The organism is Sphingomonas sp. BL-S-05 (assembly GCF_055521695.1).
Genome location: NZ_CM145499.1, coordinates 2,760,628 through 2,773,971, shown reverse-complemented (window position 1 = coordinate 2,773,971; position 13,344 = coordinate 2,760,628). Strand labels below are relative to the sequence as shown.

Here is a 13,344-nt window from a genome sequence, read left to right as displayed (position 1 = left end):
CCGGCCATCGCTTGAGGGGTTGAGATTGTCCCATGACTTCGTGGCTACGCCTTACGCTTCCTGTATCTGGTAAAGCGGTGCCGTGGCCTGCACCGACAAACCTTCCGCCTCGTAGCTTAACTGAACGCCTCCCGAGCCGGTTAGTCCCATGCGGATGATGCGTGAGCCGAAACCTTTTCGCGTCGGCTCCACGGCAGGCGGACCGCCCCTTTCCACCCAACGTAGGTCGAGTGCGTCCTTGTCGCCGTCACGCCGTGTCGCCCAGGTCACGGCGACTTTGCCTTCCGGTGCTGTCAGCGCGCCGTATTTGGCGGCGTTCGTCGCCAGTTCATGCAGCATGAGTGTGAGTGCCAGCGTCGCGCGCGGTCCGATCGTCACGTCGGGACCGGTCAGCGTGAAGCGATCCTCACCGAACGTCTCCAGCGCCTTGCGGGCGACTTCGCCCAAGAGGGCGCTCGACCAATTGTCACGGGTCAGCACATCGTTCGCCGCAGCGAGCGCGCCGAGGCGCTTGCCGAATGCGGCAACGGCGTCCTGATCCTCCGCTTTGGAAAGGGTTTGATGAGCGATGGCCTGCACCACGCTCATGGTGTTCTTGATGCGATGCGCCAGCTCGCCGTTGAGCAGATGCTGCTGCTCACGGGCCTTCTGGAGTTCGGTGTGATCGCGGGACACCGACAGGATGCGGGCGGTTTCCCCGTCCGGGCCGAGGATCGGCGAGACCGATACCGACCAGTGCCTGGGATTGCCGGCATAGGTATCGGCGGGCGCTTCGAAGTGGGACGTCTCGCCGCGCTTCGCTGCTTCGATCGCTTCGCGAGCGTAGGCGGGACCGCTCTCCTTCAGGAACTCCGGCCACGGGCAGTCACGCACCGTGTTGAAATCGCCGATCTCCATGACCTTCATGCCGCCATCGGTCATGAAGGACAGGCTGCCGTCCAGCTCGACCACCTTGATGCAGTCCGTCGAGGCGGCAAGCACGCTGCTCAGGAACGCGGCGGTTTCCCTGGCCTCCTTCTCGGCCCGGCGCCGTTCAAGCGCGATCCACGTTCTGTTGCCGGCATCGGCGATGAACTGGATCTCCTCGGGTGTCCAATCGCGCGGCGCACCGTCGTTGACGTAGAGTATGGCAACGGTCCGCCCCTTCTCCCGGACAGGGCGGTTGACGAGACTGCGCACCGCCACGGATTCCAGCGGTGCGGTATCGCCCGAGGTGCGCGGATCGAGGCGGATATCTGGGATGACCACCGTTCGACCTTCGCGCAGGTCCTGCGCATAGCCGCCATAATCGTCCATGCGGTAGGTGCCGGCGAGCGTCGGATAGTCCTGCGTCGTCCAGTCGTTTGGGACGACGAACGTTTCGCCATCTTCCCCGACCGTGCCGAAGCCGACCCGCCCCACACCGAGCGTGCGGCCGATCAGGGCGGTTGCCGCCCGCACCACATCTTCGGGATCATTGATCGCGGTCAGCATCCGCCCGAGTTCGGCCAGCGCTTCACGACGTCGATCGGCATTGACGCGATCGGTGACTTCAAGAAACAGGAGGGTGAAGTGATCGGCCCCGGCAGGCTGGCAGACACCGTCATACCAGCGCTGGAGGTCGCCGACCTGACGGGTGAAGCGGATCGCCCGACCCGTCTCGACGACGCGGGCGAACTCCAGCACCCATTCGTCCTCAATGCCGGGGAAAACCTCGCGGATCGTCCTGCCGACCGCACATCCGCGTTCGATTCCCACCAGATCGTACCAGGCGTCGTTCACCTCTTCATAGCGCCAGTCGATGATCTGGCCTGTGTCGTCGCGCATGACCTTGCCGAGGACGAAACCTTCCTCCAGCGTCTTGAACAGCTGGCGCCACTTGGCCTCGCTGCGCTGTAGCGCGCTAGTTGCGGCATCGCGGTCGCGCTCGGCCTTGACGCGATCGGTTGTCTCCAGCGTTACGTTGAGCAGGCCGGCTACCTCACCATCCTCGCCGCGAACCGGCGAATATGAAAAGCTCCACCATGTATCTTCCGGGTAGCCGTTGCGCGTCATCAGCAGCGGCATGTCACGGAATGTCGAGGTTTCGCCGGCGAAGGTCTTGTCGACAAGCGGTTTGATCTCGTCCCACACGTCGGGCCACGCCTCGGCGAACGTCACGCCGAAGGCAAACGGATGCCGCTTGCCAAGAATCGGGATATAGGCGTCGTTGTAGAGGAACGTGCGCTCCGGTCCCCAAGCCAGACACATGGCGTGACCCGATGCCATCATGATGTCGACCGCCGTGCGCAACGAAGCAGGCCAATCGCTGCGTAAGCCAAGAGGAGTCGTGCTCCAGTCGAACGCCGACAGCATGTCGGACATGCGCGGTGCGTCATGCACGTCGCCCCCGGCGATGCCCTCAACGTTGCTCACCATTCCTGCCGTCGCTTCCTCGACCCAAGCGTTGAACGAACCCGCTCCCCGGCAGGATCAGCATCCGTAGCGGTCCCAATAGAAAATTGGAATATTTCGCGATGTGCCTAGGCACTTCTGCAAGCACCTTAGTGGTACGGTCTCGGTATCGTCGGTATCCAGCGCCGCTCTTCGGCAGAGCCCCGTTTCACCATCCCATGCGAGACATCTTGGGGTGTCATTCCGGCCCCAACCGTACCGGCCACCAGCGGCGCATTTTTCAACAGCCTGAACGGTTTTGACACCGCTACGCACGCCCACGCCGGATGACGAACGCTTTCGATGATTACTGGTTCGGCTACCCATATCCCTCTAGAAGAGAAGACAATGAGGGGAATATCGCATGGCTGAAAGTAGATCTGACCGGCGTGTGGTCGCCTCAACCGGGGTCGATGGCCTGGACGACATCCTCGTCGGCGGCCTGACCCGTGAGCGCATCTACCTCGTCGAGGGTACGCCCGGGACCGGCAAGACAACACTTGGCCTGGGCTTTTTGCTGGACGGTGCTCGTGCCGGCGAAGCCGGTCTCTACGTCACGCTGGCGGAGACGCAGGTTGAGCTCCACGCCGTCGCCGAGAGTCATGGTTGGTCTCTTGGCGACATCGATGTCGTCGAGATGGTGCCGGCAGATGGCCTCGGCGAGGACCAGGAGCAAACGCTTCTCCACCCGAGCGAGGTCGAACTTGGCGAAACCGTGCGAGACATCATGGCGAAGGTCGATGCGATCAAGCCTTCCCGTGTCGTCATCGACAGCCTTTCCGAACTGCGTCTCCTCGCCCAGACGCCCGTCCGCTATCGCCGACAGATACTGGCGCTGAAGCACTTCTTCGCGTCCCGGCAGTGCACGGTGCTGCTGCTCGACGACAAGAGCGCCAGCGGCAGCGATCTCCAGCTCCAAAGCATCGCCCACGGTGTCATGATGCTGGAACAGACGCTCTCTGGTTTCGGCGCCCAGCGCCGACGCCTCCATGTCGTCAAGATGCGTGGCATCCGCTTCCGCGGCGGGTATCATGACTTTGAAATCGAGCGGGGAGGCCTGTGCGTCTATCCGCGCCTCGTCGCGGCTGAACACGGCAACAGCTACGATGACGAACCCGTCTCGACGGGATCGGATCAGCTCGACACGCTGCTGGGCGGCGGGATCGTACCTGGCACGGCGACGCTGCTGGCGGGGCCGGCGGGAGTGGGAAAAACCACCGCGACCGTCCAGATGATGGTCGCCGGTTTGAAGCGCTGCAACAAGGCGGCGTATTTCCTCTTCGACGAACGGCTGCCGACGCTGCTCAAACGATCAAAATCACTCGGCATGGACCTGGAGCCTTATGTCGAGGAAGGAGTGCTCGACATCCGGGGCATCGACCCTGCCGAACTGTCTCCCGGCGAATTTGCCGGGGCCGTGCGTGATGCGGTCGAGAAGTCCGGCGCAAAGATCGTCGTGATCGACAGCATAAACGCTTACCTGCAATCGATGCCGAACGAGCAGCATCTCGTGCTGCAAATGCACGAGCTGCTGAGCTATCTCGGTCAGAAGGGCGTGATCACCATCCTTATCCTCGGCCTGCACGGCGTCACCGGAGACATCAGAGCGGATGTGGACCTCAGCTATCTTGCCGACACGGTCGTGCAATTGCGCTATTTTGAGGCACATGGTGAGGTAAGACAGGCGATTTCCGTTATCAAGACGCGCACTGCGCGGCACGAACGGACCATCCGGGAGTTCCAGATTACAGGGCACGGATTGTCGGTCGGTGAGACGCTACGCGACTTCCGCAATGTTCTGACGGGCGTCCCGACGTTCTCGGGCGAGGGATCGAAGCTGATGCAGCAGGATACGGGCACAGCGACGGAGCCGACTGACAGCCTGTGAAGAACCGGCTTCTTATCCTTGCCCCACGCGGTCGCGACGCAGAGGTCGCGGCCAGGCTCTTCGGTCAGAACGACATCGCGGTCCTGGTCTGCCGGGACATAACGGCATTGCTTGAGGCGATCGGTATCGGTGCCGGCGCGGTCATGCTGACGGAGGAAGTTCTTTCCGCTCTCGACGCCGACAGGCTGGGAGAATGGATCGCCGAGCAGCCCGCCTGGTCGGACCTTCCCTTCATCGTGCTCGCTAACGGTCATCGCGCGCCGCGTAGCGAACGGGCACTTCAACGGCTGCAAACACTCGGCAACACCGTGTTGCTCGAGCGTCCGCTGCATGCCGAGGCGATGCTGGGCGCCGTGCGATCAGCGCTCAAGGCTCGCCTGCGTCAGTATCAGATCCGCGACTTTGCGGTCGCAATGGAAGCAGCCGTTCAGGATCGGACTGCGCAGCTGGCACTGGCGCGTGACAGTCTGGAGTTCGCGCTGGATGCCGCCGACATGGGTAGCTGGGACATCGATCTGGCTACCGGCATCGCCACGCGAACTTTGCGTCACGATCGCATCTTCGGGTACGAGGAGCCGGCGCCGGAGTGGAACGTGGCCATCTTCCTCCGCCACGTCGATCCCGATCAGCGGGCGATGGTCGCGGCACAATTCGATGCCGCACCATCGACAGGTAGCATCGATTTCGAATGCAGCATCTGCGCCGAGGATGGCGCCCGACGCTGGATCGCAGCCAAGGGGAGGATGCGTTACGCGCCTGACGGTACGCCTGTCCGTATGACCGGTGTCGTATCGGATATCACCGACCGCAAGGAGGCGGACGCGCAGCTTGCCCAATCGCATAAGATGGATGCAATCGGGCAGCTTACAGGCGGTGTGGCACACGACTTCAACAACCTGCTCACGCCGATCGTTGGCAGTCTCGATCTCCTTCGACGACGCAGCAGGGAGGACGAGAAGGCGCAGCGGCTCATCGGGAACGCTATGCAGGCGGCGGAGCGTGCCGCCACGTTAACGCAGCGGCTATTGGCCTTTGCTCGCCGGCAGGCGCTCAAACCGCAGGCGATCGATGCCGGGGCGTTAATCGAGGGCATGTCCGATCTGCTCAAGCGATCGCTCGGCCCGTCGATCTCGATCGCATTCGAGTTGCCTCGGCACCTTCCCCCCGTCCGCGTCGATCCGAACCAGCTTGAACTCGCGCTGCTGAACCTGGCGATCAATGCCCGCGACGCCATGCCGGGCGGTGGCAAGCTGACGATCACGGCAACGAGCGTTGTTGCGGGCGATCGCAATCTGCTCAGCCTTGATGAGGGCAACTATGTGCGGATCACCGCAGCCGACACGGGCATCGGCATGGACAAGGCGACGCTGGCGCGCGCGACCGAGCCCTTCTTCTCGACCAAGGGCGTCGGCAAAGGGACGGGCCTCGGCCTGTCGATGATCCATGGTTTAGCTGCCCAATCGGGCGGCACGCTACGAATCGAAAGCGAGCCGGGGAAGGGAACTTCGATCGCCTTCTGGTTGCCGGTGACGGACGAAGCCGTCATCGCAGCCGATGGCGGTTCCGCCGAACCTGCTCACGCCTGTCATGCTGCCAGGATACTGCTCGTCGATGATGAGGAGATCGTGCGAACGGCGACTGCCGAAATGCTTCGCGATATCGGGTACATTGTGACCGAGGCGAGTTCGGCTTCGCAAGCCATGGCGGCGATCAAGGGTGGGATCGAGATTGACGGCATCGTCACGGATTATCTGATGCCTGGCATGAACGGCGCGCAAATGATCCAGGAGCTCCGGCAAAGCGGATTCCGTGCGCCTGTACTGCTTATAACCGGCTATGCCGCGAAGGGAGAGGATGTGCCGCCCGGCATTCCGATCCTCGCAAAACCATTCCGACAATCTGATCTGGCTCGTAACATGAACGAGGTGCTGCAACAGATATTCGAGGGGACGCGGCTGAGGGCCGTATAGATGCTTGCCGCCCGTTTCATAGAAACGCTTGAACAACGCCACAACCGAACGGTTGTAACACCTAGGCTTGAGGGCTTCGCTTTCTCGATTTCGCAATAGCGATGGGTTTCGGGAAGCGTTCGGCATTCCCGCTTCACCATCCTTGCGGGGAAGCCTTGGCCATGTCGTTGGTCGTTTCCCAACCGGGAACGCCGATCAAGCTCTGGCTCGCTCAGTTTGGCGCGTGATCGTCCAATGCTCCAGTTAGTTGTAGACGATCACCTTGTCGCCGAGCAGATCGCCATGACGGCGACAGAAAAGGTCGAGCTGATCGCGATCACCGACCAGTTCAACACAGATCGTCAGATGCGGATCGGCAATTTCCGAGCCGTTCTCCCGGATCGGTTCGTGATTGCTGAAGCCGTAATGGGTATTTTGCGCGACGGCGTTGATGATGCCGTCCGCCTTCGCGGTGCGAATCAGCTCGCGATAGAGCGGCTTTGCCCCCCAGAAGCGACGCGGGCCGATCTTGTCGGACGGCTTCAGATAGATGCGCAGCATCCCGACTTCGCGGTGCTGAACGGTGAAAAGGTCGGGCATGGTAGAGCTTTCGACAGGAAGCGGGATCAGGCGCGCGCGCGCCGGCGAGAAGCGCGGCGCGTGCGGGCATCGCGCAGGGTGGCGTCGGGTGTGAGGTGTGCGGCAGGCACCTTAAGCACGGCGACGCGCTGCGACAGGTAGATGCCGTTGTGGCCTGAGCAGAGATAGGCGACGAAGCACGCGACTGCGATCGGCACCGCATAGGCCGCGCCGAACAGCTCGATCCCCATGAACGTGCAAGCCAGCGGCGTGTTGGCCGCGCCCGCGAACAGCGCGACGAAACCGATCGCCGCGAAAACCCCTGTCGGCACTCCGAACATGGGCGCGAGCGCATTGCCGAGCGCCGCGCCAATGAAGAACAGCGGCGTCACCTCTCCGCCCTTGAAGCCAGCGCTCAGGGTAACGACGGTAAAGAGCAGCTTCAGCGCCCAGCTCCACGGGTGCGTATCGGGGCCGAAAAAGCTGGCAATGGTCAGGTCGCCCGGCGTTGCCGCCAGCGTGCCCAGGCCGAGATAGTCTCGCGTGCCAAATAGCCAGACCAGCGCGATCACGGCGACACCACCGATAGCGGGTCGTAGTGGGCCATAGGGTATCACGCGCTTCAGCCATCCGCCGAGCGCATGGTTGGCCTCTGCAAAGGCCAGCCCGACCAATCCGAATACAACGCCCGCGACGCCGGCTTTGGCGACGAGCAACGCGTCGACCGGCACCATCGCATCGACATGGTAGGCGCCGTGATGAATGCCCCAGGCAAGACAGGTCCAGTCACCCACCAGTGCCGCGACTAGGCACGGTACTAGCGCGCGATACTCGACCCGGCCGATCGCCAGAACCTCCAGTGCAAAGACCGCGCCCGCGATCGGCGTCCCGAAGACCGCGCCGAAGCCCGCCGCGATTCCGGTCATAAGGAGGGTGCGTGTCGCTTCCGCATCCAGCTTGAGGGCGCGCCCAAACCCGCTGGAAAGACTGCCGCCCAATTGCACGGCGGTGCCTTCACGCCCCGCCGATCCCCCGAACAGGTGCGTCACGACCGTGCCGAAGAGGATGAGCGGGGCCATGCGCAGCGGCACACCGCCCCCCGGTTCGTGGATTTGCTCGACGATGAGGTTGTTGCCGCCTTCGACCGAACGCCCTGTCAGATGGTAGAGCAGTCCGACCAAGAACCCGCCGATCGGCAGCAGGTAGAGCAGCCAGGGAAAGGCATAGCGAAGCCGGGTTACGGCATCGAGGCTCCACAAGAAGGCCGCGCAGAGCGTTCCCACCGCTGCGGCCATCGGGACCAGAATCAAAGTCCACCGCAGCACCGACATGGCATGGGTGCGGCGCTCGCGAATGAACGCTGCCATGTTGAACTGGTCGTAGAGATTGCGAAACGTCGCGTGCACGATTCCTCCTTGCTGCCTTGCGGCGCCTGGTAGGAATCATCGGCCCTTGCGAGGGCGGTTCGGCCGAATGGCCCGGCGGAAATCCATCGCCGTGCCCGAGCATATGCTGTCCGACGGCGACCTGGTCAACCACGGCAGGGTCACGATGAGACCGTTGTTTTGGTGAAGATAAATAATTGGCTCGCCCATGGAATAAACCCCGACGAGCATCGTCTACGCTTTCGAGACCGATGCGCCGGAGGCTTATGCATAGACGAAACTGGATGCTGGGTCTGACTGCTTTAGCCCTGCTCACCGGCGCAGCCGCGGCCGCCCCTGCCGATGGCTACGCCAGCATGGTGTCTGCCGCGATGGACCGGATGATGGCGGGCATGATGGTCAAGCCGTCCGGTGACGTCGACCGCGACTTCGTGGCGATGATGCTTCCGCATCATCAGGGTGCCATCGATATGGCGGTGGCGGAGCTGCGCTACGGCCATAACGAGCAGCTCAAGCGCATCGCGCAGGAAATCATCATCGATCAGCAGCAGGAGATCGCCGCCATGAAGCTGGCGATCGGCCAGCCGCTACCGCCTTCGACGCCAGCCCCGACGCAGGGCGGCGACCACCATAGCCCTATGGAGCACTGACATGATCCGGACCATCCTGCGCTCGGCCGCCTTGCTGATGAGCGCCGCACCGGGCCTCGCCATGGCCCAGCAGGCGCCGTGGAACGCTAAGGACATGCCCGTCAGCCACCGCGACCGCGTCTATGCGTCTGAACAATTCTCCAACACGGTGTCGGTGACCGACCCGGCCGACAACCGGCTGCTCGGCGTCATCAAACTCGGCGATCCCCAGCCGATGAACTTCTCCCCGCTCTACAAGGGACAGGTGCTGGTTCACGGCCTGGGCTTCTCGCCGGACGGGAAGACCTTGGCGGTCGTGTCGATCGGATCGAACGCCGTGTCGTGGATCGACACCGCCACCAACACCGTCAAGCACACGACCTATGTCGGGCGCAGTCCGCACGAGGCGTTCTTCACGCCGGACGGCAAGGAGGTGTGGGTCACGGTCCGCGGCGAGGATTATATCGCCGTGCTCGACCCCACGACGTACAAGGAGACGGGGCGCATCAAGACGCCCGGTGGTCCGGGCATGACGATCTTCTCTCCCGATGGCCGGTACGGCTATGTCTGCTCTTCGTTCAATCCGGTATTGGCTGTGTTCGATGTCGCGACCCACGCGCAGGTCGGACAGGTGGCGCAGCCAAGCCCCTTCTGCCCCAACATCGCCGCGACGCCGGACGGCAAGCAAGTGTGGTTTACGCTGAAGGACATCGGCAAGACGGTCGCATTCGATGCTCGGCCACCCTTCGCGATCCTGAAGGTGCTGGATACCGGGCCTATCACGAACCATGTCAATTTCGCCCGCACGGCCAAGGGGCAGTTCGCGTATGTGACGGTCGGCGGAGAGAATGTGGTCAAGGTGTTCCGCACGTCCGACTTCACGCCGGTGGCAACAATTCCGGTCGGCAAGATGCCGCACGGTGTTTGGCCATCGGGCGACGGCCGGCGCGTTTATGTCGGGCTAGAGAATTCCGATGAGCTGGCCGCGATCGACACTGCCGGCAACACGGTCGTCGCTACCGTGCCGGTCGGACAGGCACCGCAGGCGATCGCCTATGTGTCGAACGCAGTTCCGACAGGCCCCGGCACCGACAATCTCCAGCCGCTCGGCACAGCGGGCAAGGCGCTGCATCTGACCATGGGGCCGATTGGCGGCAAAGGTACGGCAAGCAGCATCACCCTCTTCGACCAGGGCATCATTCAGGTCGTGCAGAGTGCCGTTACCGGTTTGCAGCCCAAGAAGCCTTACATGCTCGTACTGACCGCCAATGCGGACGGCAGCGGCGCTGTAGAGCCGCTTGCGAACTTCATGAGCAACCCGGCAGGTGCGGCGATCGTCAACGCATCGGGTCCGATCCGCCAGATCGTTCAGGGCAGCACCGCGACACCCCGGCGCTTTCTGGCGGTTGCGGAGGTGGTGAACGGCGCGCCGGGGCGCATCGTGCAGGTGCAGCGCGACTGAGATGGACCCGCTTGCCGCCGCGATCGAACCGCTGATCCCCGGGCTGCGCCGCTATGCCCGGTCGTGGTTGCGCGACCGGGTGATGGCGGATGACGTGGTGCAGGATTGCCTGGAGCGCGCGGTCGGGCGCTGGCGACAGCGACGGGGTGCGGAGGTCCGCCCGTGGGTCTATGCGATCCTGCACAATTTGTTGGTCGATCATCAGCGGCAGCATAGCCGGCGAGGTACGGCGGTTCCGCTCCACCTCGTGGACGACGCCGCGCTCGGCCGCCCGGCCGATCAGGACACAGGCCTGCACCACCGCGACCTGCTGCGCGCGCTTGATGCGTTGCCTGAAGAACAGCGAACGGTGCTGCTCCTGGTCTCGGTCGAGGGCCTGCCCTATGCGGAGGTCGCTGCCGTAGTCGGCGTGCCGCTGGGCACGGTAATGTCGCGCATATCGCGGGGGCGCGACCGTCTGGCGACCCTCCTCCGGGAGGGTGAACGGCCGCGATTGAGGAGCGTGCAATGACCAGCCCGATCGGCGAGGACGATCTGGCCGCATGGATCGATGGCAGGCTGTCGCCCGAGCGGCAGCGCCTGGTCGACGCCTATCTTGGAGGCCAGCCGGACGTGCATGCCCGTGTGCGAGAGCAGGCGGAGCAGGCGCGAGCCCTTGCATCCCTGTTCGCCCCCGTCGCGGATGAACCGATCCCGGCGACGATGCGCGTGGCAGCGATCAGGGGACGGCAACGGCAACCGCGTTGGCAGCTCGCCATCGCCGCGTCACTTCTGCTGGCATTGGGGTTTGGCGGTGGCTGGTCGAGCGCGCGGTGGAGCGGCGAACCCCGCGCGGGCATCGCGGCGCTGGCCAACGAGGCGAGTGATAATTTCCGTGTCTATGCCGCCGACCGGATACGACCGGCGGAGATCGGCCCCGACCAGCGCGCCATGCTGATCCGATGGACCTCCGCTCGATTGGGTGAGCGCGTCACGATCCCGGACCTCAGCACGGCCGGCTATCGCTATGGCGGGGGGCGACTGGTCGCGACGCCCCACGGCCCTGCGGCACTGCTCCTCTACGACGGACCGCAAGCGTCGAAACTTGCGGTGCTGACGAGGCCCATGCAGATCGACAAGACCGCGAGCATGACCAGCACGTCCAGCGGGACCATGGGCCGGGTCACATGGGCGGTCGACGGGATCGGCTATAGTGTGGTGGGCGAGCGACCCGCGGCCGAACTGCATCCGATCGCCGATGAAGTCCGGCGTCAGGCAGATGCCGCGCTTGTGTCCTGATAGCGCCTTGCCGCCTCCCGGCGCCGACGGGCACCGGGCGGTCCAGCGCGATCACGGCTTGCGCTCGACATCCTTCCTGTCGGTCTCGGCCGGCGTCAGACGGGCTCGCTCGCGGATGCGGCGTTCCAGCGGCGCGCCGACGAACAGGACGAGCATTGCAAGGCTCACCCCGCCGATGATGAGCGGCCACACCGCCAACCCTGCTGCCGCGCCGATCGTGGCTGTCACCCAGATGCACGCGGCGGTCGCCAATCCATGCACTTCCTGACCCTGGCCGACCCGCAGCACCGCACCGGCACCGATGAAGCCGACGCCGGACAGAATGCCCTGCATCGCCCGTCCTGCGGCATCGGCGTTCACGTTCGGCAAGCCACTATGCACGATCGCCTGAACGGCGATGCAACTCGCCAGACCGACCAGACCCAGCGTCCGCAGGCCCATGATCTGCCGGTTCTCACGCGAGCGTTCCCAGCCGAGCACCATCCCGGCCGAGGTCGCCACCACCAGCCGGCCAATCGCATCGATCCAGAAAGCGACGTCCGGTGCCGCTGATGCTTCGATCATTCGACCAGCACGTGAACGTGATGCCAGGCGGTGCACAGATAGCCGGCGAAATTCCACATCGTATCCGGCCGCTCGGGCTGTCCCTGCCCGGTCTCGTCGAAGGCACGGGCGACAAGGTGCTGGCGTCCCTTGGCAAGTGTGGCGTCAAGGATCCAGCGCCGCCAGCCCCAGCGCGTCTCCGGATCATCGGCGAAGGTCGCCTGTTGCCAGTCGCGACCGCCGTTCACCGACACTTCGATCCGAGAAATACGGCGGTCATAGGCAATGGCATATCCCTCAATCCGCACCTCTCCGGCGGCCAGCTCTCGCCCGCACCGGGCGAGCAGATCGCGGCGTTGAGCGGCATAGCATTGATCGTCAGACCCTGGCTCCAGTCGACGGTGTCGCTCGTCACAGCGGCGGGGAAGAGCTTGTAGTCATGCGCCTGGATCGGTGCCTCGGAGGGCGTTTCACGCACCTCGATCCGTGTCAGCCATTTGGCGCTGCGGACCCCGGCATAGCCAGGCACCACCATGCGGAGCGGGGCGCCATGTTCGGGCGTCAGCGGCTCGCCATTCATCGCCCAGGCGAGGAGTACGTCGGGCTCCCGCGCCTTGCTCATGGCGATCGATACCCCGAACAAGGCTTCTTCACCCTCCACGTCCACCTCGTCCGCGCCGGTGAACGCCACGAACAGCTCGGACGCATCCGGCGCGCCGACCGCATCGAGCACATCGGCCAAGCGTACGCCGGTCCACTCCGCATTGCCGATCGCGCCTACGTCCCACGGATCGCCGGAGGTGTTGGCGACCTGCTGGAGATCGGTACGCCGGTTGCCGGCGCACTGGAGAACCGCCGTTACCGTGCGCGTGGCAAACGTGCTCTTCAGTTCCTGCACCGAGAAGAAGCGGCTCGCCATGCCCCTCCCGCTCACCTCGATCCGATGATTGGCGGGCAGATCCGGCACCGGCCCGTGGCTGCGCACGTAGAACAGCGCCTGCGGCGTCAGAAACCGCTCGATCAACGCACCGGGCGTCGGCTCGGCATTGTAGGGATCAGAACTGCGCTCGATCATATCGGTCATGGACGATCAAACGTCGCGGGCACGCGTAACGCTTCAAGTCTTCGAGACCATCGCAGACGAAAGGCTGCCGATCATTCCGATATCCAGATTGGAATGACCATATCAAACGGTTGGTCGTATCGATCTAAGTACGCG

General features: G+C 64.0%; 12 protein-coding genes and 1 riboswitch. Of the genes, 6 read left to right on the top strand and 6 right to left on the bottom strand.

Features of this window, described 5'->3' with window-relative positions; translation table 11 throughout:
• Positions 1-51 precede the first annotated feature (51 nt).
• Positions 52-2,397 carry a PAS domain-containing sensor histidine kinase gene (locus ACZ1JS_RS12965; RefSeq protein ID WP_465166412.1) on the bottom strand — a complete coding sequence of 782 codons (2,346 nt, stop codon included), beginning with the start codon at positions 2,395-2,397 and terminating at the stop codon, positions 52-54.
• Between the two features lie 379 nt (positions 2,398-2,776).
• Between ACZ1JS_RS12965 and ACZ1JS_RS12960 the strand changes: the two genes are divergently transcribed.
• Together ACZ1JS_RS12960 and ACZ1JS_RS12955 are read left to right on the top strand one after the other, a co-directional pair.
• Positions 2,777-4,300, top strand: coding sequence for an ATPase domain-containing protein (locus ACZ1JS_RS12960; RefSeq protein WP_465166411.1), 1,524 nt, complete (start codon positions 2,777-2,779; stop codon positions 4,298-4,300).
• A complete protein-coding gene (locus ACZ1JS_RS12955; RefSeq protein ID WP_465166410.1) occupies positions 4,297-6,270 on the top strand; it encodes a hybrid sensor histidine kinase/response regulator in 1,974 nt (657 codons plus the stop codon). The genes ACZ1JS_RS12960 and ACZ1JS_RS12955 overlap by 4 nt, the downstream gene beginning before the upstream one ends.
• 243 nt (positions 6,271-6,513) lie before the next feature.
• On the opposite strand, the gene ACZ1JS_RS12950 is transcribed toward ACZ1JS_RS12955, so the two are convergent.
• On the bottom strand, positions 6,514-6,849 hold the full coding sequence (locus ACZ1JS_RS12950; protein WP_063690145.1) for a DUF190 domain-containing protein: 336 nt from the start codon (positions 6,847-6,849) through the stop codon (positions 6,514-6,516).
• 26 nt (positions 6,850-6,875) lie between these two features.
• On the bottom strand, positions 6,876-8,234 hold the full coding sequence (locus tag ACZ1JS_RS12945) for a voltage-gated chloride channel family protein (RefSeq protein ID WP_063690142.1): 1,359 nt from the start codon (positions 8,232-8,234) through the stop codon (positions 6,876-6,878).
• A 23-nt stretch (positions 8,235-8,257) separates the two neighbouring features.
• Positions 8,258-8,334, bottom strand: a riboswitch (Fluoride riboswitch).
• 163 nt (positions 8,335-8,497) lie between these two features.
• On the opposite strand from ACZ1JS_RS12945, the gene ACZ1JS_RS12940 reads away from it, so the two are divergent.
• Genes ACZ1JS_RS12940 through ACZ1JS_RS12925 form a run of 4 tightly spaced genes read left to right on the top strand, consistent with a single transcriptional unit; the run spans position 8,498 to position 11,582 of the window.
• Positions 8,498-8,863 carry a DUF305 domain-containing protein gene (locus ACZ1JS_RS12940; protein ID WP_465166409.1) on the top strand — a complete coding sequence of 122 codons (366 nt, stop codon included), beginning with the start codon at positions 8,498-8,500 and terminating at the stop codon, positions 8,861-8,863.
• Between the two features lies 1 nt (position 8,864).
• Complete coding sequence (locus ACZ1JS_RS12935) at positions 8,865-10,304, top strand: YncE family protein (protein ID WP_007406255.1); 1,440 nt, start codon at positions 8,865-8,867, stop codon at positions 10,302-10,304.
• A 1-nt stretch (position 10,305) separates the two neighbouring features.
• Positions 10,306-10,815 carry an RNA polymerase sigma factor gene (locus tag ACZ1JS_RS12930; RefSeq protein ID WP_007406239.1) on the top strand — a complete coding sequence of 170 codons (510 nt, stop codon included), beginning with the start codon at positions 10,306-10,308 and terminating at the stop codon, positions 10,813-10,815.
• Positions 10,812-11,582 carry an anti-sigma factor family protein gene (locus tag ACZ1JS_RS12925; protein ID WP_465166408.1) on the top strand — a complete coding sequence of 257 codons (771 nt, stop codon included), beginning with the start codon at positions 10,812-10,814 and terminating at the stop codon, positions 11,580-11,582. Before ACZ1JS_RS12930 ends, ACZ1JS_RS12925 begins: the two co-directional genes overlap by 4 nt.
• Positions 11,583-11,633: 51 nt before the next feature.
• Here ACZ1JS_RS12925 and ACZ1JS_RS12920 read toward each other — a convergent pair whose 3' ends face one another.
• Genes ACZ1JS_RS12920 through ACZ1JS_RS12910 form a run of 3 tightly spaced genes read right to left on the bottom strand, consistent with a single transcriptional unit; the run spans position 11,634 to position 13,209 of the window.
• Entirely contained in the window at positions 11,634-12,146 is a 513-nt protein-coding gene (locus ACZ1JS_RS12920; RefSeq protein WP_465166407.1) for an MgtC/SapB family protein, read from the bottom strand.
• Entirely contained in the window at positions 12,143-12,433 is a 291-nt protein-coding gene (locus ACZ1JS_RS12915; protein ID WP_465166406.1) for a hypothetical protein, read from the bottom strand. The genes ACZ1JS_RS12920 and ACZ1JS_RS12915 overlap by 4 nt, the downstream gene beginning before the upstream one ends.
• Positions 12,370-13,209 (bottom strand): molybdopterin-dependent oxidoreductase, encoded by an 840-nt coding sequence (locus ACZ1JS_RS12910; RefSeq protein ID WP_465166405.1) that lies wholly within the window; start codon positions 13,207-13,209, stop codon positions 12,370-12,372. Before ACZ1JS_RS12910 ends, ACZ1JS_RS12915 begins: the two co-directional genes overlap by 64 nt.
• Between the last annotated feature and the right edge of the window lie 135 nt (positions 13,210-13,344).

Excerpts from the sequence above, each read along its gene's own strand:
- ACZ1JS_RS12910 (WP_465166405.1), bottom strand. The coding sequence starts at position 13,209 with ATGACCGATATGATCGAGCGCAGTTCTGATCCCTACAATGCCGAGCCG.
- ACZ1JS_RS12920 (WP_465166407.1), bottom strand. The coding sequence starts at position 12,146 with ATGATCGAAGCATCAGCGGCACCGGACGTCGCTTTCTGGATCGATGCG.
- ACZ1JS_RS12950 (WP_063690145.1), bottom strand. The coding sequence starts at position 6,849 with ATGCCCGACCTTTTCACCGTTCAGCACCGCGAAGTCGGGATGCTGCGC.
- ACZ1JS_RS12960 (WP_465166411.1), top strand. The coding sequence starts at position 2,777 with ATGGCTGAAAGTAGATCTGACCGGCGTGTGGTCGCCTCAACCGGGGTC.
- ACZ1JS_RS12930 (WP_007406239.1), top strand. The coding sequence starts at position 10,306 with ATGGACCCGCTTGCCGCCGCGATCGAACCGCTGATCCCCGGGCTGCGC.
- ACZ1JS_RS12935 (WP_007406255.1), top strand. The coding sequence starts at position 8,865 with ATGATCCGGACCATCCTGCGCTCGGCCGCCTTGCTGATGAGCGCCGCA.
- ACZ1JS_RS12925 (WP_465166408.1), top strand. The coding sequence starts at position 10,812 with ATGACCAGCCCGATCGGCGAGGACGATCTGGCCGCATGGATCGATGGC.
- ACZ1JS_RS12940 (WP_465166409.1), top strand. The coding sequence starts at position 8,498 with ATGCTGGGTCTGACTGCTTTAGCCCTGCTCACCGGCGCAGCCGCGGCC.
- ACZ1JS_RS12965 (WP_465166412.1), bottom strand. The coding sequence starts at position 2,397 with ATGGTGAGCAACGTTGAGGGCATCGCCGGGGGCGACGTGCATGACGCA.